Raw genomic sequence first — 20,534 nt, 5'->3', positions numbered from 1 at the left:
GGTTTTGTGGAGAATATCGGAGTCGAACCGATGACCTTTTGGCTGCCAGCCAAACGCTCTAGCCAGCTGAGCTAATCCCCCGGGATTGGCTTCAAAGATAAACAAAAAATCAACTTGGTAAAACTAATTTCTAAGAAGCTGTTTTATCCTATACTTATTCGTTTTACCCCTTTCTGTTGGCCATTAGTTCTTCATTCGATGAGATTAAAAAATCAAAAGATTTTTCCAGGATATATTGTAGATCATTAGGTAGTTCATTTGCTTCCCAAGGATGTGAGGCTCCATAAACATGATCGGCCCCTTCTACTAATAATAACTCCGGGAACGGGCTCCACTCAAAATATTTTCCGGAATCGGCAATGGAAACACTTGTATCCTTACTTCCATGAACAATAAGATGAGGTATTTTTAAAGCTTGAGTAGCTCTTGAAATGGTAAGCCTTTCTTCATTTTCTTTAAAATTTGTGTAGAATTGAAAATGATGTGGTAATTGCTGCTTCGTTCTTGTGTTTACAATATAGCTCACCCCTTTTTCTTTCCATTTTTCCAATACTTCTTCTTCCGGAAAACGGGAAGCAAAATCGGATACGGCAGATAAAGTAATAAGTTTGCTGATGCGAGCTTCTTCAGCAGCTTTAATAGTTGCAATTCCTCCACCCCTGGAATGGCCAATCAAATTGAGGTTTGAATAATCAAGATGTTGCGCATATTCAAAATCGGGCATCATGAGCCAATCGATTATATATTGAATGTCATCTAATTCCTGTGTATAATTGTTATCGCCGAAAGCTTCAATATCCATAAATTCGGTTGGATTATCTAAAGTTGTTCCATTGTGAGAAAAGTTGAACTTAAGAAAGAAAAACCCTTTTTCAGCAAAGGTTTTTGCCATCATATCCCATACACCCCAATCTTTAAAGCCTTTATAGCCATGACAAAATATAACGACGGGTTTAGGTTTTTCTTCCGAAGAAAATACGAGGTCGGTTAGAATAGGTTTCTTAGTATTTCCTTTAACTTCAATATTTTTAATCTTAGTAATTTCCATAATTTGATTTTATTTCTTTTTCAACAAAAGGGACGTCTGGATTGCATATTTCCAGAATTAAAGCTTTTAACTGCTGCTGAAAATTTTCTAAAGTTTCAGCGCTAATAATAGAGTCTTTGTCCTTATCCCTGGGTTTATCTTTTTTAGCAAATTTTAAAAATCCTGGTTTTAAATTCTTAAAAGAGATCACTCCAGCTTCTACCGGGGAGGTGACTTCCTTGTTTTTAAGGAGCATTGTGGCATACATCAAAACCTGGAACGGTTTTGCGTACTTGTCATAATCGGTAGTAAGCTCATCCCAATCTAGTATCTCTAATTGGTTTTGCATTACTTTCCCTGTCTTATAATCTATAATTCTTAAAATACCATTTGCTTCATCTACCCTGTCAACATTTCCTCGAATGATTACAGGGAAATTTAATTCAGGAATATTAATTTCAGCCGTTAGATTTGATTCTATTTCCAATATTCTAATGATGTTTCCAGATTTTATTTCTTCCATTTCCATATTCAGAAAATTGGAAACATAACGCTTTACCACTTCTAAAATCAATAAGTTCTTTCCTTTAGAAAGTGGAACCTTACTATATTCCTTTTGAAACTGGGCAGTGACCTCTAAGGCAATCTGCTTTTTAAATTCCTCCAGTTGTGCGAGCTCAAGTGTTCTTCCTTTTAAAGGCATGTAAAAAGCTTCCAAAGTTGCATGAACCACAGTACCTAAAGTATTATGAGCCACGGTTTCTTCTACTTCATCTTTATCCCTGATGCTTAAAATATATTGTTTATAGAAATCTAACGGATTTCTAATATAAGTAGTAAGCGCAGATGGAGAAAAACCTCTTTTAGCCAATTCTTTCAACCTCTCCATTATTTCGGGAGTTTTAGGAATACTTTGCAAAGAGTTTTCAATTTTCGGCACCTCTGGGACAACTACCGAATTATGAATGTTATGAAGCGCTTGTTTTTCCACTTCCAGCTGAAGAAGAAATCGGCTTTTTTCACCACCCATTTGACTTTCGGTATCGGTGTCATGTAACAAATACACCTTTTTAGCCCTTTGCAATAGGTGATAAAAGTGATAGGTGTAAACGGCGTCTTTTTCTTTATAGGTGGGAAGGTTGAAAGTCTTTTTTAATTCATAAGGTATAAATGAATTATTGCTTTTACCGGCAGGTAATGTTCCTTCATTCACAGAGGTTAATATTATGGTCTCAAAATCGAGCACACGTGATTCTAACATTCCCATAAGTTGAAGTCCTTGAAATGGTTTCCCTTGAAAATCCAAGGTTTGAGAACTGCTTAACTCTTTATAAAAATGATGTAGGGAAGTGATAGACTTAATATGAGTGAATGAATTTAACAGTTCCTCCAGGTGCTCAAAAACTTCATGATAATGAAATAAAAATTCAAGACTTAAAGCATTCCCGTCCTCTTTGAAATACTCTTTAAGACCGATAACAAGTTCGAGCAGATTTTTTACAAGTTGTATGGGAGAAATAGCTTTTTCAGAAAAGCAAATCTGGAATATACTTGTATCACTTTCATTGATAAAACTTAGAATTTGAGCTTTTGATAAGTAGAGTAAATTTTCTTTTCTAATAATCGAGATAACTTTATCTGATTGGTGTTGTGTAGCTTTCTTTACAGCAGAATTACTTAGAATACTTATAACATCTTTATAGTAGAATTGATCATTTTCAATTTTAGATAATTCAAATAATTTATCAAATAAAGAGGAAAATGGACTGTATTTTAAAGGATATCCCATAGTAATATTCAGTGCCGAAATGTTTTCAGGTAACGAATTCAACATAGGGAGTAATAATGTTTCATCCCCCAGTACTAATGCTGTTTTGCTTAAATCCTGAGCAGGTAAATTTGAAAGAATCTCACCTACATATTTTGCCTGACCTACATTTTTGGGAATCCCTATCAGTTCTATATTTTTCTCCTTTGCATAATTTGATGATATATGATTAAATGTATTTGTTTTATAATATGGCCAGGAAGCGGCGTAATCTCTAATAAATAAGGAGGCATCATGATTCTGATCATGAAAATGGACCTCATCGATATCCCAGAAGATCTGCGCTCCATGATCCAGCATTTTCTGAATGATTAACTGTTCTGCTGCATTAAGCGCATTAAAGCCAATGAAGATATAATTAGCACCTGAGTTTAAAGCAAATTCTTCTATCTTTTCAGATGCCTCTCTATATACAAGCCCTTGATAGGCCTGGTGTTTTTCCAGTAAATTTGTTTTTAATGATGCATAATATGCGGGTAATTTTTTCCAAAATTTCAGATAATTTTTTACCAGATCTGTCTTTTCTTCCTGTAGATACCAGTGGTTGATATCCTGGATCTCTGATAAATAATTAAAAATGGAATTAGGATCTATGAGATATCTGTCAATCTCATTAAAGTCGTGTATGAGTGTTTGTGCCCAGGTACTAAAATTGTCGAAATCTTCCAGATCCTCTTTTGGAGATGCAGTTTTATATACTTCGTAAAATTCAAATAACGTTGTAATGGAATCTATTGTTTCTAATCCCGAAACTGATTCAGCAAATTCTTCAATGCTAATTATATTAGGTGAAAATACCGGTTGATCTAGAAAATTTGAAATCTCCTTTTTTAAAAAAGAACCCGCTCTTTTACTCGGGAGAACAAAATTGAAATTAGAGATATTGGAATGCTTATCCAGCAATTCTTTTATAATGTGGGAGAGGAAAGATGTCATGGCATAAAAATAAAAAACGCCCCGAGTTATCGGAGCGTTTTTATGTAAACTTTTAGTTTTATCTACATTAGATATACTAATTATTCTTTGTCTTTCATTTCTTTGTCCTTGTCTAAAGAAATCTCAACACGTCTGTTGTCTTGTCTTCCTTTTGCAGTTTTGTTAGTTGCAATTGGTCTAGACTCTCCATAACCTTCAGAAGTTAATCTGTTAGCAGGAACTCCGTTAGCGGTTAAGAATTCTTTCACTGAAGCAGCACGCTCTTTTGAAAGATTCAAGTTGTATTTATCACTTCCTTGACTATCAGTATGTCCTTCAATGTGGAATACAGTAGCAGGATATTCATTCATGATATCAGACACAGCTTTCAATGCTTCTGCAGATTCTGGACGAATTGTTGCTTTATTCAAGTCGAACAATACAGTTTTAGAATACTCGTTCAATTCAGAGATAGCTTCGGCAGTTGGCTCTGGACATCCGTTGTTAGCAGCAGTTCCTGCAACTTCTGGACATTGGTCATCTTTATCAAGAACACCATCACCATCTTTGTCTTGGTAAGGACATCCGTTGTTAGCAGCAGGACCAGCCTCATTCGGACAATCATCAGCGCTATCTTTTACACCATCTCCGTCAGCATCAGGACATCCATTCATTTCAGCAGTTCCTGCTTCATTTGGACATTCATCTTGAGGATCAGCAATTCCGTCACCATCGGTATCAGGACATCCATCAAATTCAGCTAAACCAGCTACCTCAGGACATGCATCTTTTCGGTCTTCAATTCCATCACCATCGGTATCAGGACATCCGTTAAACTCAACTAAACCTGGAGTTTCAGGACATTCGTCATTTTTGTCATATACTCCATCTCCGTCAGTATCTTTACCTCCGAAAACGAATTTAATACCAGCTGCATGTTGGAAATGAGGGTTATTCTCATCCTGAAATGCATGCTTGTAAGTTGACTGTACATTTAAAGCAATATTATCTGTAAACCAGATATTGAAACCAGCGGTACCGTTTAAAGTTCCGAAACCTTCACTATCAACCCAAGTGTAACCACCACCAACACCAAGTTGTGGGTCAAACCATCCATCATTTAAAAGCGCTCTTAAGCTGTAGTTAACAGAACCATCAACTGCATAGTATGACAGCTTATCTAAGCTCTCATCTCCAAATTTATCTAATTGATTGATTGAACCAGCAGCCTCAAAAACGAAACCTTCTCCAATATATCTACCTACAGATAGTCTGGATACGGCTGGTATAACATTCCAGTGGTCTCCGTTAAAGTATTGGTCAAACCAACCTCCTGCGGGAGCGTCTTCACCTGTTGGGTAAAAATCGACAACGTTGGTACCAACTCCAATGGCCCAAGGGTTATTCTCATCCTGCGCTTGAATGCTAGAAAAGCTCAAGATAGCTAAGGATGCTAATAAAAATCTGCTAAGATGTTTCATATTCGTTTATTTAGTTATAAGTGTTAATTGAAACAAAAGTATGTGCTAATTCGATATTAACAAAGTTTAAAATAATAAAGTTTTCTTAATTAGAGCTTGAAACCCTTATTATATGTGGCGTTAAAGGGTAATGACCTAAAAATTAGCGACTACTAGAACAAGGTTCGAAATTACAAATTCATTAAAACTATTCTAATTATTTATTAATTTTTGAATATTTTAACAAGTTCGGATTTTTAAATAACCCCCAATTCTTTTCCTACCTTTGTAAAAGCGGCTACAGCTTTATCTAAATGCGCTTTGCTATGTGCAGCAGAAAGTTGAACTCTAATTCGGGCTTTTTCTTTTGGTACAACAGGGTAGAAGAAGCCAATCACGTAAATACCTTCTTCAAGTAATTTATCTGCCATTTGCTGAGATAGTTTAGCGTCATATAACATTACTGGCACAATAGCAGAATCACCATCAATAATATCAAAGCCAGCGGCTTTAATTTCTTTTTTGAAATATTTAGTGTTTTCTTCCAGTTTATCTCTCAAAGATGTATCGTCTTTAAGCATTTCAAAAACCTTAATAGATGCACCTACAATTGCTGGGGCTAATGAATTTGAGAATAAATAAGGTCTTGAACGTTGTCTTAAAAGATCTATGATTTCTTTTTTACCTGTGGTGTACCCTCCCATGGCTCCACCAAGCGCTTTACCAAAAGTTCCGGTTATAATGTCTACTCGACCAAGTACTCCTTTTTCCTCAAGGGTTCCAATCCCTGTTTTTCCTATAAATCCGGTAGCATGGCATTCATCAACCATAACAAGGGCGTCATACTTATCGGCCAGATCGCAAATTTTATCTAAAGGAGCAACAAGCCCATCCATAGAGAAAACACCATCTGTAACAATTAATTTGAATCTATTTCCATTTTCATTGGCAGCTATAAGTTGCTTTTCCAGATCGTCCATGTTTCCATTTTCATATCTATATCTAGCAGCTTTACATAATCTTACTCCATCAATAATAGATGCATGATTTAAAGAATCGGAGATAATAGCATCTTTATCACTTAATAGTGGCTCGAAAATCCCCCCGTTGGCGTCAAAACAGGCAGCATATAAAATAGTATCTTCAGTGCCATAGAAATCGGCAACCTTCGCTTCTAATTCTTTATGAATGTCTTGAGTTCCGCAGATAAACCTTACACTAGACATTCCAAACCCATGAGTGTCCATGGCATCTTTGGCGGCTTGTATTACTTCCGGATGAGAAGACAGGCCTAAGTAATTATTTGCACAGAAGTTAAAAACCTCTTCGCCTGTAGAAATTTTTATTGCTGCGCCCTGTGGGGACGTTATAATACGCTCTTTTTTATAAAGACCGTTTTCTTTAATTTCTTCAATTTCTTTTTCTAAATGTGCTTTTATTTTTCCGTACATGTTTCAGTTTTTTACAAAATTAAACATCTTTTAAACAAATTGGATGTTCACCTTGTTATTAATATAAATGAGGATTTTTTTAGATATTTCGAAACCCATTTCAGAAAGTATCTGGGCATAGCCATTCATTTGCGTTATATGGGAGTTGCTGGAGCTTCCGGTTTTGTAATCAAGTATTACTACTTTCTTCTGTTGAAAATTTAGTCTGTCGGGTCTTAAAATCTCTCCGGTTGGACTAATGATATCTTTCTCACGATAAATTGAATAGTTGGTAGTAAAGTAATCATTCAGCTCTGGATGCGTGAGCACTTGGAGAATCAATTCTTTTAACTCCTTAGTCTTGGAATCGGATAGTTTCTTCAGCTTTGAATATTTTTCAAGGGCTTTTGGCATATCTTCAGGAGTATCAATCTCTGCCAATAAATCGTGAACAAGGATTCCGTTCTCAATGGCCTTTTCCTGTTCCGATCCCCAAAGACTCCCAGCTTTAGTGACAATTTTTACTGCTGAATTTTGGGTGAAAGATGAAATGTTCTTACTCGGTTTTATTGAGTTGCTTGTTTCAGCTTGCAACCCCAGATGAAGGTTTTCTCCTATCTCATAAAAGGTTTTAGACTCCTCCCAAAGATTTTTCCATTTCAAATAACCTGTCAGAAGTCCAGAGACTTTATCTTCATAAAAATTTCCTTTTGAATCCGTATCCAGATTTGAAAGAATGTATAACTGTTGTGATGCTCGTGTAAATGCTACATACAAAACATTCATGCTATCAAACTCATTTTGTGCGAGCAGGTCGAGATAGATATTGGAAGCTGCCTCGCCCCAATTAAGCATATTTTGGGAAGCTTTTAAATATCCTACGGGAATATTACCCAAACCATCAGGCATAGGCACCCACACTTTCTCCCTGCTAACATCTTTAATTTTTGAATTGGCAAATGGATAGATCACGACCGGGAATTCTAAACCTTTCGATTTATGGATGGTCATTATTTGAACAGCATCTTGTGTTTTTGGAGCTAGAATACTGAGTTTTGACTTCTTTTGATCCCAGATCTCTAGGAACTCAGGAATCCCCCCATAATTGTTATTGGTGTGTTCAAAAATGAAGTCTAGATAGAATTGTAAATAGGCATTGGAGGTTTCAATAAGATAAAAGGAGTTTATTATATATTCAGCCGCTTCATATAATGATAGTACCTGAAGTTTTTCAAGGTCAAAATTTATTTCAATCTCATTTAACCAGTCAAAAAACTCATTATATGGAAGGTGTAAGTTGGATAATAGGATTTTGTGAGGATCAGCTATTTCCAATCTTTCAATTAAATAATTCAATAGCTCCCATCTGATGTTTTTATCTTCCGGACTTAATGAAAACTGAAAAATGGCATTTACGAAATTGACTTCCGGAGAATTTGAGATCAATAAAGATTCAGATGAAACTATTGCAACTCCCTGTTCACTTAAATAATTTGCCACTGCAAAACTTTCCTTCTTAGTCCTTGTAAGCACACATATATCACCTCTTTTTAATCCCTTGCTATGTATTATTTCCAAGACTTTTTCAGGATGAACCTGCATTTCCTCCTCCTTGTTTTGAGTTTCTAGAAAAGAGATGTTCACATAGCCATCGAAATCTTTAATGACTTCTTGAGAGCTATTTTCGAAAAGAGTTTTGTAAGTAGGATTGTCAAATTTCCCGGCAACATATTTAAAGAATGAATTATTGAATTCTACAATGTTTCTGGCGCTTCTATGATTACTTGGGAGATTGACGATGTTTTTCTCAACATTGAATGGGTTTCCTGAGCCGTATAAGTCTATAAACTGTTCGGCTTTACCCCCGCGAAATCTGTAAATTGATTGTTTGGCATCCCCAACAAGAGTAAGGCTCGAAGTTTCATTATTAACTTGCTCGGTAGACAAGGCGTGATCTACTAGCGGGATCATGTTTTGCCATTGCATTTCTGAAGTGTCTTGGAATTCATCTATAAAATAATTTTTATAACGTTCGCCTAAACGTTCATAAATAAATGGTGCTGGCTGATTATTAATTTCTTTCGCAATTGTGGGATTGAAATCTGATATGAGCACCAAAGCTCGTTCGGTTTTTATATGCTGAATTTCTGCCGATATCTCACTTAATAAAGATAATGGGGTAATATTATTGGCGACTTCTTTTAAAAATTCTCTTTTGAATATAGCAGAGCGGGATGTCTTAAAAAGGCTAGAAATATAATCCTGATTTTGGTCCAGACTATCCTGTTTTGAGGCGGGAACTGTTTTGGAGTATAATGCCGCGGTATCGATATTTTCCTGCCACTGTGCACCCCAGCTTACTTTGTAATTTTTATCACTTAACTTTTTAAAATATGAATAGACAAAGCCTCTTGAAAAATGTGCTTTTTCTAGTCCTTCAGTTTTGCAAAGAGAGAAAAACTGTGTCGAAATTTCGTCTAGTATAGCCTCGGTAGCTCTGATTTCGGTCTTTACAGATTGTGAAAATTCTTCAAAATTATTTAAAGTTTTTCCTGACAGTAATTTAATGTACTGTTGGTGATTTTCTTGTATGAGTAACCTTGAAAATGAAAATAGATCTGCAGTAATATCCCAACTTTTGTCATCATCTATTTTTGAAAGGGTGTATGCTAAAAGTACTTTGGTGAGCTTCTTGTCTTCTCCCGCCCTGTTAATAACTCTGTCTACCGCTTCCTGCAGAACAAACTCGGTGTTCAGCTCTACTTCAAAATTAACGGGTATGCCAAGGTCTTTGGCAAAAGTTCTAATGATTTTATGGGTAAATCTGTCGATAGTCGAAATATCAAAAGCAGCATAGTTATGTAAGATGCTTTTAAGAATATCCTTTGACTTTTGCTGAATCTCCATTTCTGAAAAACCTGTTTCAGCTTTAAGCGTATCCATCAGGGCAAAAGAATTTTGGGGGCAAGGAGTAGTTGCCAGTGCATTAAGCGCAGCTATTACCCTCGATTTCATTTCAGCAACAGCTTTATTGGTGAAAGTTATTGCTAGAATATTACGATAGGCATCTTTCTTCGTGCTCTTTAAAAGTAATAGTAAATATTCCTTTACCAGGGTGAAGGTTTTTCCCGAGCCGGCTGAAGCATTGTAAACAGTAAATGTATTTTGGTTTCTCAAAATGAAATGAATAAATGGAGCTTAAAGAATAAGCCTAGACTTACAAAGATTAAAATATCCTGTGAGAGACTACAATCTTTAAGTATTTTATAACACAAAAATATTTTTAATAAAGGTCTTTATAGCTAAATTTGGGACAAATGATTAAATAATTTAAAAAAATATATAATTATGGCTTTTGAATTACCACAATTAAAATACGCCTTTGATGCACTAGAACCTTATATAGATGCAAAAACTATGGAAATTCACCATGGTAAACATCATGCAGGTTACACAAGCAAACTTAATGATGCTATAAAAGGAACCGAGAATGAAGGTAAGACTATAGAGAACATTCTTCAAAATTTAGATAAATCGAATACTGCTGTTAGAAATAACGGTGGTGGATATTATAACCACAAGTTATATTGGGAAATAATGTCTCCAAATGGTGGAGGAAAACCAGAAGGAGATCTTGCTAAAGCCATCGATACTGCCTTTGGATCTTTTGATGCATTTAAAGATGAGTTTTCAAAAGCAGCTGCCGGACAATTTGGATCGGGATGGGCATGGCTTTGTGTACATGAAGGAGGAAAAGTAGAAATTTGTTCTACCCCAAATCAGGACAATCCTTTGATGCCAGGTGTTGGTTGTGGTGGAACTCCAATCTTAGGAATAGATGTTTGGGAACATGCATACTACCTACACTATCAAAATAGAAGACCAGACTATATCAATGCATTTTTTAATGTGATTGACTGGGAAGAGGTTTCTGCTAGATTTTCTAAAGAGAAATAGGCTATTTCAATATAGCAATTAAATAAAAAAGCTTGCCAGATATTGTTCTGGCAAGCTTTTTTATTTTTTAATTAGATATAAAAAAAGGCGGATTAAGAATCCACCTTTTTTTGCCCCAAATCTACCATGAACTTAACCTACTTATGCTATGGCTCTGCTAATATAGAAATTAAAAGAGCTGCTCCAAACACTTTTAGACAAACTACATGGAAATTAGTTAAAATACAATTCTTGCAGGGTTTTGAAAATGATATGTAAGAGAAATTAGTAAGCTCTGTCCTTACTTCCTTCATAGAAGTTGATAAAAGCTTTGTTTACCACCCTGTTTCCACCAAAGGTTGGATAATCTCCTGTGAAGTACCAATCTCCTAAATTTTTAGGGCAGGCCTTATGAAGGTTTTCAACACTTTGGTAAATTATTTTCACTTTGGTTTTTACGTCTTTCTCACTTAATAACTCTGCTATTTTATCTGAAATCTGCTGATCGGTAAAAGGCGCATACATTTCTTTTACGAAATTTTGAACATCTTTATCTGCGTGGTCTAATTGAACCTTACATTTTTTATAGATATCTTCAATTATGTGGTATTGATCGGTCTCTTTTAAAAGCTCTAAGGTCGCTCTAAAAGCAACTAAATCTTCTAGTCTGGCCATATCTATACCATAACAGTCTGGATATCTAATTTGAGGTGCTGAAGAAACTACCACTAATTGTTTGGGATTTAGCCTATCCATCATTTTAATGATACTCTTCTTAAGAGTGGTCCCACGCACAATGCTATCATCAATAATAACAAGGTTATCTTCAGGTTTCACTACCCCGTAGGTTATATCGTAAACATGTGCTACTAGATCGTCACGGCTACTGTCTTCAGTGATAAAGGTGCGAAGTTTAACATCTTTAATAGCTATTTTTTCTGTTCTTAATCTATGAGAGAGGATTTCTTGGAGACGATCATCGGTAAGATTTTCTTTCTCATTTAAAATGGCCTGGTTTTTCTGAAGGTTCAGTTCGTCCTGTGCTGCTTCCACCATTCCGTAGAAAGAAGTTTCGGCCGTATTTGGTATGTATGAGAAAACGGTGTTCAACGTATCGTGATCTATAGATTTTAGCACTTCAGGCATCAATAAACGCCCAAGCATTTTTCTTTCTTTGTAGATCTCGGCGTCGCTGCCTCGTGAAAAATAGATTCTTTCAAAAGAACAGGCTTTGCGCTCTAATGGCTCTAAGATCTCTTTGATGGAAACATCTCCGTTTTTCTTGGTGATTATTGCGTGTCCCGGCTCCAACTCTTTAACATCATCGAAATCTACATTAAAAACCGTTTGAATTACAGGACGTTCCGAAGCAACTACTACAACTTCATCATCTTTATAGTAATAAGCGGGACGAATTCCAGCAGGATCTCTAAGAACGAAAGAATCTCCATGACCTAACAAACCAGCCATGGCATATCCCCCATCCCAGTTTTTAGCTGATTTCCGAAGAATTTTAGCAACATTTAATCTGTCTGCTATTATTGGTGAAGCTTCTACTTTTGAATAGCCTTCATTTTTAAGTTTCTTGTAAAGTTTTCTCACTTCCGAATCTAAGAAGTGGCCAATCTTTTCCATTACCGTAACAGTATCTGCTCGCTCTTTGGGGTGTTGTCCTAATTCAACTAAATTATCGAAAAGTTGAAAAACATTGGTCATGTTAAAGTTTCCGGCAACTATCAGGTTACGATGCATCCAGTTATTCTGACGTAAAAAAGGATGAACGCTCTCTATGCTGTTTTTTCCAAAAGTTCCATATCGCACGTGACCTAAAAACAGCTCTCCCAAATACGGGATGTTCTTTTTTTGTAAAGCTACATCATTGGCATACTCGGGGTTCTCTTGAATTTCGGTATTAATGCGTTCGTTAATTTGCGCAAAGATATCCTGAATAGGTTGTGCTGCATTGGAGCGTACCCTGCTAATATAACGTTCTCCCGGCTGGGTATTAAGTTTTATACTGGCAAAGCCTGCGCCATCTTGCCCGCGATTGTGCTGCTTCTCCATTAAGAGATACATTTTATTTACACCATAAAAAGCGGTACCATACTTTTCTTTATAATATTCTAAGGGTTTTAAAAGTCGAATTTGTGCAATTCCGCACTCGTGTTTTAAAGCGTCACTCATAACAATTCCTTTCGGGTATCAAATAGGGTTAAAAAATAAGGAACAAAAAAAGCCCTGTAATTACAGGGCAGTAGTTGGTGTTAATTCTATATCAAACTGAGTTAAGTCTTTAAACTCTTTCAATCTGGAATTGATTTCATTTTTGTTTAAGCCAGTCATGCGCTCTGTGCCAAACTTTTCTACGCAAAAAGAAGCTAATGTAGAACCGTAAATAACAGCGTTTTTCATATTCTCAAAAGAAATGTCATTGGATTTAGCAATATATCCTGTAAATCCTCCTGCAAATGTATCTCCAGCTCCGGTAGGATCGAATACTTCTTCAAGAGGTAAAGCAGGAGCAAAGAAAATTTGATCGTTATGAAACAGTAGTGCTCCATGTTCCCCTTTTTTAATTACTACATATTTAGGGCCTAATTTTTCAATCTTTCTGGCAGCTCTCACTAAAGAATGCTCTCCAGTTAACTGTCTTGCTTCTTCATCATTAATAGTGATAACATCTACTTTTGAAATTACTTTCATAAGATCGTCCCAAGCATTATCCATCCAAAAGTTCATAGTGTCAAGTACTACTAACTTAGGGCTGGTAATTTGTTCCAACACGCTTAATTGTACAAGAGGGTGTAAATTTCCCAACATTACAATTTCGGCATCTTTATATGCTGCAGGAACTACAGGATTAAAATCTGCAAGAACATTTAATTGAGTGTCCAGCGTATCTCTTGTGTTAAGGTCGTTGTGATATTTTCCACTCCAAAAGAAAGTTTTCCCTCCTTTTACAATTTCCAGTCCATCAATATTGATGTTGTTGCCGGTTAATAAGTTTAGATGTTCTTCCGGGAAATCCTCTCCCACAACCGAAACTATAGCACTGTCAACATCGAACTGAGAAGCAGACAGGCCAATATAGGTGGCGGCACCTCCTAATATTTTATCGGTTTTACCAAATGGGGTTTCAATTGCATCGAAGGCTACTGTGCCTACTATCAATAATTTACTCATAACTTAATTTCAAATTTCTGCTGCAAATATACGCTTTGTTTTAGAAGGTATTAAGCAAAATGGAATTTTTAAAATTTTTGGGAAGTTCTAAAGAGATGACTCTTCAAATCCTTTATCTATAAGAAGTCTGGGTTGTTTAGATGCAGCTACGGCAAGAACATCGCAACGTTCGTTCTGGACATGGTTATTGTGACCTTTTATCCATTTGAATTTTACCTGATGTTTTCGATATTCCACCAAAAAATCTTTCCATAGATCGGCATTTTTTCTGTCTTTAAATCCTTTTTTTTCCCAACCTAAAACCCATTTCTTTTCTACTGAATCTACTACATATTTAGAATCGGTGAAAACGAGAACCGAAGTGCCCGGGTTTTTAAGTTTCTTTAAAGCATCTATAACAGCCAACAGCTCCATTCTATTATTGGTGGTGTGCTTGAAGCCTTTAGAGAATTCTTTTCTATAAGGTTTACCAACCCATTCCATCACTATACCATAACCACCAGGACCTGGGTTTCCTCTAGCGGCACCATCGGTATAAATGTGCACATCGGGATTACTCACTTACAGGCGACTCTAAAAGGTTTTGAATTACTTTAGGAAAGTGTTCATATTCCAGTTCATGGATTTTTGAAGCCAAACTCTCTGGGGTTTCAGTAGCATTAACCGGAACGGTAGCCTGGAAAATTATTTTCCCCTCATCATAATGCTCATTCACATAATGTATGGTAATACCTGTCTCTTGTTCATTATTGGCAATCACTGCCTTATGTACATGCTCTCCAAACATTCCTTTTCCCCCATATTTTGGCAAAAGTGCAGGGTGAAGGTTGATCACTTTATTAGGAAATGCCTGTATGATCTTTGATGGAAATAACCATAAAAATCCGGCTAGCACAATAAGATCAGGTTTTAGATCTTTTAAAATATTAAGGACATCATTGGTTTTAAAAAATGCTTCTCTGTCGAAACATAGCGCTTTTACGTCCAGATCGTGGGCTCGTTTTAGCACTTTAGCCGATGCTTTATTGGAAAAAACAGCAATTACATCAGCAAAATCAGTTTTTTGGAAGTGCCGAATGATATTTTCTGCATTGGTGCCAGAACCCGATGCAAATATTATTACTTTCTTTGTGTATGTGCGTTTAGCTGAAGTCAATTGATTTGTGTTAACAATAATTAAGGGTAAAAATAAAGGGTTTAAATGAAATTTCCGTAAATTACCTTCACATTTTTAAAGTAAAAACCGGTTTTAAAATAAAGTTTTTTATTTTTGCCACCTAATCAAAATTAAAATAGAATATTATGTCAGACATTGCATCAAGAGTAAAAGCGATTATCGTTGACAAATTGGGAGTTGACGAAAATGAAGTTGTTAACGAAGCAAGCTTCACCAACGACTTGGGCGCTGATTCATTAGACACTGTGGAATTGATCATGGAATTCGAAAAAGAATTTGATATTCAAATTCCGGATGACCAAGCAGAAAACATTGCCACAGTTGGTCAGGCAGTTTCTTATATCGAAAACGCAAAATAAAAAAGAGTAGTACTATATGGAGTTAAAGCGAGTTGTAGTTACAGGCTTAGGAGCCCTTACGCCAATTGGAAACAATATTGAAGAATATTGGGAAGCATTGGTAGCCGGTAAAAGCGGATGCGCTCCTATTACCTATTTCGATGCCGAAAAATTCAAAACTAAATTCGCTTGTGAGCTCAAAAATTTTAATGCTCTTGATTTCTTTGACCGTAAGGAAGCAAGAAAACTAGATAGATTTGCACAATATGCCATAGTTGCTTCAGATGAAGCGATAAAGGACTCGGGGATAGACCTTGATGTTGTGGATAAAAATCGTGTAGGCGTAATTTGGGGAGCAGGAATAGGTGGTTTAGAGACCTTTCAGGATGAGGTAATCAATTTTTCTGAAGGAGACGGAACACCGCGTTTCAATCCGTTCTTTATTCCTAAGATGATCGCAGATATTGCCCCTGGTAATATCTCCATTCGTCATGGGTTTATGGGAGCAAATTACACTACTGTTTCTGCTTGTGCTTCTGCAGCTAACGCTATGTTTGATGCCTTAAATAATATTCGTTTGGGATACAGCGATGTAATTATTTCAGGAGGATCGGAAGCGGCGGTTACGAAAGCCGGTATGGGTGGTTTTAATGCCATGCATGCTTTATCTACTAGAAATGAGAGTCCGGAAACGGCATCCAGACCTTTTGATGCAACCCGAGATGGGTTTGTATTAGGGGAAGGAGCTGGAGCGCTAGTACTGGAAGAATATGAGCACGCAAAAGCACGCGGAGCCAAAATTTACGCAGAATTCATTGGCGGTGGATTATCATCTGATGCATATCACATGACAGCCCCACACCCTGAAGGAACCGGAGTGGTTGCCGTTATGCAGAATTGTTTACAAAATGCAGGGTTGAAACCCGAAGATATAGATGCTATTAATACACATGGAACTTCTACTCCTTTGGGAGATGTGGCAGAATTAAAAGCCATTGGAAAAGTATTTGGAGACCATGCTAAAAATATTAATATCAACTCAACAAAATCCATGACAGGTCACTTGTTAGGGGCAGCGGGAGCCGTAGAAGCAATATCTGCGATATTGTCTATGCAGCACGGAATAGTTCCTCCTACCATCAATCATGAGCATTTTGATGAAAATATAGATTCTGAATTAAACCTTACACTTAACAAAGCACAAAAGCGTGATGTGAACGTAGTTATGAGTAATACTTTCGGTTTTGGAGGTCATAACGCCTGTGTAGTATTTAAAAAATTAGACGAATAAGCTGATATGAGTGTTATTCGAAACATATTAAATTCCCGTTCTTCTAAAGACGGGAATTTTTTTATTGCCCTGCAAAAGATTTTAGGATTTAAGCCTAAAGATATTTCCCATTATCAAAAAGCATTTACTCACAGGTCGCTAAACCAGAAGGATAAGCTTGGGAATGCTGTAAATTTTGAAAGGATGGAATTCTTGGGAGATGCTATGCTAAGCGCGATAATTGCTGCTTACCTCTTTAAAACTGTTCCCGGTGGAAATGAGGGCTATCTCACTAAAATGCGTTCAAAAATTGTTAGTCGTAAGCATTTAAATGAATTAGGTAAGGATTTAAACTTAATCGAATTTGTTCAAACGAATATTCCCAAAGATCAGTTTGGAGCTAACATTCATGGAAACCTCTTCGAAGCTCTTATTGGGGCTATTTATGGCGATAGAGGGTATAAGTATGCCAAGAAATTCGTTTACGAAAGAGTGATCAATCCTTATGTAGATATCGAACAATTGGAAGGTAAGGTAATAAGTTATAAAAGCCTTTTAATTGAATGGTGTCAAAAAACAAAGAAAACCTTCAACTACGAGGTTTATGAGGATTCTGGAAATGAAGAAGTAAAGCATTTTGCTGTTAAATTGCGAATAGACGACAGGGTGGTTGCAAAGGCGCGAGCAACATCGAAGAAGAAGGCTGAAGAGCAGGCTTCGAAAAGGGCATATTATGCACTTCAAGATAAGATAGATATCGAATAATATCGGGCAATTGCACTATAACGTTTTCGTAGAAATATCCCAAAAATCCTCTCAAATATCCTATAAATTGGCATTCTTATTATATCTTTAGCATTAAAGATTAAGAATATGCTATCCCACAAGTTGATGATGGATGATGTGGAAGACGAGTATCATTTGTTTGCCATTCATAGTTCTGTCAAGGAATATAAAATGGCTTATTTTATTAATAAACATCTAAATCTTTGCTTGAAACGAGCCCGTTGTGATGTAGACTTTAATCATGGGAGTATTCAAGCCTTATATCCGTTATATGTTTTTAAAGAACCAGCTAAATATAGGAGCTGTTATTTAATAAAAAATAAATATAAGGGACCTGTAAAGAAAGTGATTAGTTCCGGTTCTTTATTTATTGAAGAGGAAATTACTTCTCATAGCACGTATTTGATACCAGAATATAGAGATGTAGATTACTTTTTGAAAATAGAAGAGGATATAGATGATCTTAGGTTGCAAAAATTATTAAATCAGATAGCACTTATTCCTAATATAATTACAACATACACAGTTGACCCAAAACAACTGAAATCAAAAAATAATTTAATTTTAGACTAATGCCAACAAACAAAAGAACGAAGATTGTAGCCACTTTAGGCCCTGCTACCAGTGAGAAATCTGTTTTAAAAGATATGCTAGAAGCAGGCGTTAACGTGTTTAGAATCAATTTTTCCCATGCCGATTATGAAGATGTAAGAGAACGTGTAGCCATGATACGTTCATTAAACGAAGAATTTGGATTTGGTGCAGCGATACTAGCCGATTTACAAGGCCCAAAACTTAGAGTTGGGAAGATGAAAGAAGAGGTTGTGGTAAACCCGGGTGATGTTATCACATTTGCTACAGGAAAAGAATTTGAAGGAACAGCTTCTAGGGTTTATATGAACTACGATCAGTTTCCTAGGGATGTTCAGCCTGGTGAACGTGTACTTTTGGATGATGGTAAATTGATGTTCGAGATAGTGAGCACCAATAAGAAGGACGAAGTTGTAGCCAAAGTAATTCAGGGAGGTCCTCTTAAATCTAAAAAAGGAGTTAATTTACCTAATACAAATATCTCACTTCCGGCACTTACCGAAAAGGATATTAAAGATGCCATTTTCGCGTGTGAGTTGGAGGTGGACTGGATTGCACTTTCGTTTGTGCGCCACGCCGAAGATTTGATGGAACTTCAAAGTTTGATCAAAGAACACAGTGAACACAAAATTCCTATCATTTCCAAAATTGAAAAGCCTGAAGGAGTTAAGAATATCGATAAAATTGTAGCCTATTGTGATGGGTTGATGGTTGCTCGCGGTGATCTTGGTGTGGAAATTCCTGCCCAAGAAGTTCCTTTAATTCAGAAACAACTGGTTTTAGTTGCCAAAAAAGCCAGAATTCCGGTGATTATTGCAACGCAAATGATGGAAACCATGATCACGAGTCTTACCCCTACCAGAGCAGAAGTGAATGACGTAGCAAACTCTGTAATGGATGGAGCAGATGCTGTGATGCTTAGTGGAGAGACTTCTGTAGGAAATTACCCGGTTCAGGTAATTGAGAAGATGTCACAAATTATTCAAAGTGTAGAAAATTCTCCATTAATTAAAGTGCCGCATGATCCACCGCATGTTCGTACTAAACGATATATTACAAAAGCAGTTTGCTATCATGCTGCTATTATGGCGAATGAAATAAAAGCGAAAGCTATTTGTACTTTAACAAATAGCGGGTATACTGCATTCCAGATCTCGGCTTGGAGACCTGAATCAAATATTTTGGTGTTTACTTCTAATAAGAGAATTTTATCTCAGCTAAGTTTATTATGGGGTGTAAAAGCTTTCTTTTATGACAGTTTTTCAAGTACAGATCAAACTATCGAAGATGTGAATAACATTGCTAAAGACAATGGTTATGTGGCTGAAGGTGATTTCCTTATTAACTTAGCAGCTATGCCAATTATGGATAAAGGAATGGTGAACACGCTTCGTGTTTCTGAAATAGAGTAGACAATTAATTGTTTCTCATTATAAAAAACCTCTGCATAATGTAGAGGTTTTTTTATACATTAAAATTCAAATTTTAACTGCATAGCAATTTCCTTCTTATGTGTTTCCTTGACATTTTTATCAGTATTCAAATTTGAAAGTGAGATCCCTAAAAGTCGCACCGAATTTTTCATCTTTTCTTGATAAAGCAGTTCTTTTGCTGTATCTAAAATCACTTCTTTATTGGCAATAAAATAGGGAAGTGTCTTGCTGCGTGTATGCAACGTGAAATCACTATATTTTATCTTTAAGGTGACAGTTTTTCCCGCAACCTTGCTCTTTTTTAAGCGGCGCTCTATTTCTTCGGCTATATTTTCAAGGCGTTCCAGCATGAAGATCTCAGACGAAATATTTTCATTAAAAGTTCTCTCTGCTCCTAATGACTTTCGAATACGATTAGGTTTTACTTCACTGGTATGCACTCCGCGAACAACATTATAATAATGAGAACCACTCTTTCCAAAATGCTCTGTTAAGAACTCTTCCGATTTCTGTTTTAGCTGTATACCTTTAAATATGCCGAGCTGAAACATTTTCTCGGCAGTCACCTTTCCTACACCATGAAATTTCCTGATCTCCAATTTCTCTAAGAATTCTTCTACTTCTTCCGGGGGTACTGTTTTTTGACCATTTGGTTTATTGATGTCGCTGGCAACTTTAGCAATAAATTTATTGAGGGAAATACCTGCAGAAGCATTCAGGCCAGTCTTTTCTTTTATTTTTTGCCGAATTTCCTGTGCGATCATTGTGGCACTGGGGTTCCCTTTTTTATTTTCGGTGACATCCAGGTAAGCTTCATCCAAAGAGAGTGGCTCCACCAGATTAGTGTATTCCAGAAATATTTCTCTAATTTGATTAGAAATCTCTATATATCGGTCAAAACGAGGTTTCACAAAAATGAGCTCCGGGCAATTTCTTTTTGCAACCATACTGCTCATAGCGCTACGCACTCCAAATTTTCGCGCTTCATAACTTGCAGCAGCCACCACACCTCGCTCTTCATTACCACCTACAGCAATAGGTTTTCCTCGCAGGTCGGGATTATCCAATTGCTCTACAGATGCATAAAAGGCATCCATGTCGACATGGATTATTTTCCGATTTATATTGCCAACTTCCACAAGTCAAATTTAAGGAAACAG

At 36.4% G+C, this 20,534-nt stretch carries 16 protein-coding genes and 1 tRNA gene; 6 read left to right on the top strand and 11 right to left on the bottom strand.

The window, feature by feature from the left end; translation table 11 throughout:
• Positions 1-7: 7 nt before the first annotated feature.
• The 6 genes from L1I30_RS02685 to L1I30_RS02660 form a co-directional block, all read right to left on the bottom strand.
• Positions 8-81: transfer RNA gene (locus L1I30_RS02685), tRNA-Ala, on the bottom strand.
• An 82-nt stretch (positions 82-163) separates the two neighbouring features.
• Positions 164-1,048: an alpha/beta hydrolase family protein gene (locus L1I30_RS02680; protein ID WP_236132704.1), complete on the bottom strand. Its 885-nt coding sequence runs from the start codon at positions 1,046-1,048 to the stop codon at positions 164-166.
• Positions 1,035-3,791, bottom strand: coding sequence for a PD-(D/E)XK nuclease family protein (locus L1I30_RS02675; protein ID WP_236132703.1), 2,757 nt, complete (start codon positions 3,789-3,791; stop codon positions 1,035-1,037). The genes L1I30_RS02680 and L1I30_RS02675 overlap by 14 nt, the downstream gene beginning before the upstream one ends.
• An 80-nt stretch (positions 3,792-3,871) precedes the next feature.
• A complete protein-coding gene (locus L1I30_RS02670; protein ID WP_236132702.1) occupies positions 3,872-5,251 on the bottom strand; it encodes an OmpA family protein in 1,380 nt (459 codons plus the stop codon).
• A 236-nt stretch (positions 5,252-5,487) separates the two neighbouring features.
• Positions 5,488-6,681, bottom strand: a complete 1,194-nt coding sequence (gene kbl, locus L1I30_RS02665) for a glycine C-acetyltransferase (protein ID WP_236132701.1) — start codon at positions 6,679-6,681, stop codon at positions 5,488-5,490.
• A gap of 30 nt (positions 6,682-6,711) precedes the next feature.
• Positions 6,712-9,837 carry a UvrD-helicase domain-containing protein gene (locus L1I30_RS02660; RefSeq protein ID WP_236132700.1) on the bottom strand — a complete coding sequence of 1,042 codons (3,126 nt, stop codon included), beginning with the start codon at positions 9,835-9,837 and terminating at the stop codon, positions 6,712-6,714.
• Between the two features lie 171 nt (positions 9,838-10,008).
• On the opposite strand from L1I30_RS02660, the gene L1I30_RS02655 reads away from it, so the two are divergent.
• A complete protein-coding gene (locus L1I30_RS02655; protein WP_236132699.1) occupies positions 10,009-10,617 on the top strand; it encodes a superoxide dismutase in 609 nt (202 codons plus the stop codon).
• A gap of 264 nt (positions 10,618-10,881) precedes the next feature.
• Here the strand turns inward: L1I30_RS02655 and L1I30_RS02650 are convergent, their stop codons facing one another.
• The 4 genes from L1I30_RS02650 to purN all read right to left on the bottom strand — a co-directional run bounded on the left by L1I30_RS02650 (position 10,882) and on the right by purN (position 14,935).
• Positions 10,882-12,780, bottom strand: a complete 1,899-nt coding sequence (locus tag L1I30_RS02650) for an amidophosphoribosyltransferase (protein ID WP_236132698.1) — start codon at positions 12,778-12,780, stop codon at positions 10,882-10,884.
• Positions 12,781-12,840: 60 nt separating this feature from the next.
• Positions 12,841-13,779 carry a PfkB family carbohydrate kinase gene (locus tag L1I30_RS02645; protein WP_236132697.1) on the bottom strand — a complete coding sequence of 313 codons (939 nt, stop codon included), beginning with the start codon at positions 13,777-13,779 and terminating at the stop codon, positions 12,841-12,843.
• Positions 13,780-13,866: 87 nt separating this feature from the next.
• The gene (gene rnhA, locus L1I30_RS02640) at positions 13,867-14,340 is read right to left on the bottom strand and encodes a ribonuclease HI (RefSeq protein WP_236132696.1); all 474 of its coding nucleotides are present in this window, start codon (positions 14,338-14,340) and stop codon (positions 13,867-13,869) included.
• Positions 14,333-14,935 carry a phosphoribosylglycinamide formyltransferase gene (purN, locus tag L1I30_RS02635; RefSeq protein ID WP_236132695.1) on the bottom strand — a complete coding sequence of 201 codons (603 nt, stop codon included), beginning with the start codon at positions 14,933-14,935 and terminating at the stop codon, positions 14,333-14,335. Before purN ends, rnhA begins: the two co-directional genes overlap by 8 nt.
• A gap of 146 nt (positions 14,936-15,081) precedes the next feature.
• On the opposite strand from purN, the gene L1I30_RS02630 reads away from it, so the two are divergent.
• The 5 genes from L1I30_RS02630 (at position 15,082) to pyk (ending at position 19,353) form a co-directional block, all read left to right on the top strand.
• Positions 15,082-15,315 (top strand): acyl carrier protein, encoded by a 234-nt coding sequence (locus tag L1I30_RS02630; RefSeq protein ID WP_236132694.1) that lies wholly within the window; start codon positions 15,082-15,084, stop codon positions 15,313-15,315.
• A gap of 16 nt (positions 15,316-15,331) precedes the next feature.
• Positions 15,332-16,585 (top strand): beta-ketoacyl-ACP synthase II, encoded by a 1,254-nt coding sequence (fabF, locus tag L1I30_RS02625; RefSeq protein WP_236132693.1) that lies wholly within the window; start codon positions 15,332-15,334, stop codon positions 16,583-16,585.
• Between the two features lie 6 nt (positions 16,586-16,591).
• Entirely contained in the window at positions 16,592-17,329 is a 738-nt protein-coding gene (gene rnc, locus L1I30_RS02620) for a ribonuclease III (RefSeq protein WP_236132692.1), read from the top strand.
• Between the two features lie 108 nt (positions 17,330-17,437).
• Entirely contained in the window at positions 17,438-17,923 is a 486-nt protein-coding gene (locus tag L1I30_RS02615) for an IPExxxVDY family protein (protein ID WP_236132691.1), read from the top strand.
• The gene (gene pyk / locus L1I30_RS02610; RefSeq protein WP_236132690.1) at positions 17,923-19,353 is read left to right on the top strand and encodes a pyruvate kinase; all 1,431 of its coding nucleotides are present in this window, start codon (positions 17,923-17,925) and stop codon (positions 19,351-19,353) included. Before L1I30_RS02615 ends, pyk begins: the two co-directional genes overlap by 1 nt.
• A gap of 59 nt (positions 19,354-19,412) precedes the next feature.
• Here pyk and dinB read toward each other — a convergent pair whose 3' ends face one another.
• On the bottom strand, positions 19,413-20,513 hold the full coding sequence (gene dinB / locus L1I30_RS02605; RefSeq protein ID WP_308444036.1) for a DNA polymerase IV: 1,101 nt from the start codon (positions 20,511-20,513) through the stop codon (positions 19,413-19,415).
• Positions 20,514-20,534: the final 21 nt, after the last annotated feature.

The sequence above is a fragment of the Gillisia lutea genome, assembly GCF_021568705.1.
GTDB lineage: Bacteria > Bacteroidota > Bacteroidia > Flavobacteriales > Flavobacteriaceae > Gillisia > Gillisia lutea.
Note: the sequence above shows the minus strand (reverse complement) of the source record. Positions and strands in the feature narration are given on the sequence as shown.

Bases quoted from the DNA above. Each gene is read 5' to 3' on its own strand.
- L1I30_RS02680 (WP_236132704.1), bottom strand. From the start codon at position 1,048: ATGGAAATTACTAAGATTAAAAATATTGAAGTTAAAGGAAATACTAAG.
- L1I30_RS02675 (WP_236132703.1), bottom strand. From the start codon at position 3,791: ATGACATCTTTCCTCTCCCACATTATAAAAGAATTGCTGGATAAGCAT.
- L1I30_RS02670 (WP_236132702.1), bottom strand. From the start codon at position 5,251: ATGAAACATCTTAGCAGATTTTTATTAGCATCCTTAGCTATCTTGAGC.
- kbl (WP_236132701.1), bottom strand. From the start codon at position 6,681: ATGTACGGAAAAATAAAAGCACATTTAGAAAAAGAAATTGAAGAAATT.
- L1I30_RS02655 (WP_236132699.1), top strand. From the start codon at position 10,009: ATGGCTTTTGAATTACCACAATTAAAATACGCCTTTGATGCACTAGAA.
- L1I30_RS02650 (WP_236132698.1), bottom strand. From the start codon at position 12,780: ATGAGTGACGCTTTAAAACACGAGTGCGGAATTGCACAAATTCGACTT.
- L1I30_RS02645 (WP_236132697.1), bottom strand. From the start codon at position 13,779: ATGAGTAAATTATTGATAGTAGGCACAGTAGCCTTCGATGCAATTGAA.
- L1I30_RS02630 (WP_236132694.1), top strand. From the start codon at position 15,082: ATGTCAGACATTGCATCAAGAGTAAAAGCGATTATCGTTGACAAATTG.
- fabF (WP_236132693.1), top strand. From the start codon at position 15,332: ATGGAGTTAAAGCGAGTTGTAGTTACAGGCTTAGGAGCCCTTACGCCA.
- rnc (WP_236132692.1), top strand. From the start codon at position 16,592: ATGAGTGTTATTCGAAACATATTAAATTCCCGTTCTTCTAAAGACGGG.
- L1I30_RS02615 (WP_236132691.1), top strand. From the start codon at position 17,438: ATGCTATCCCACAAGTTGATGATGGATGATGTGGAAGACGAGTATCAT.
- pyk (WP_236132690.1), top strand. From the start codon at position 17,923: ATGCCAACAAACAAAAGAACGAAGATTGTAGCCACTTTAGGCCCTGCT.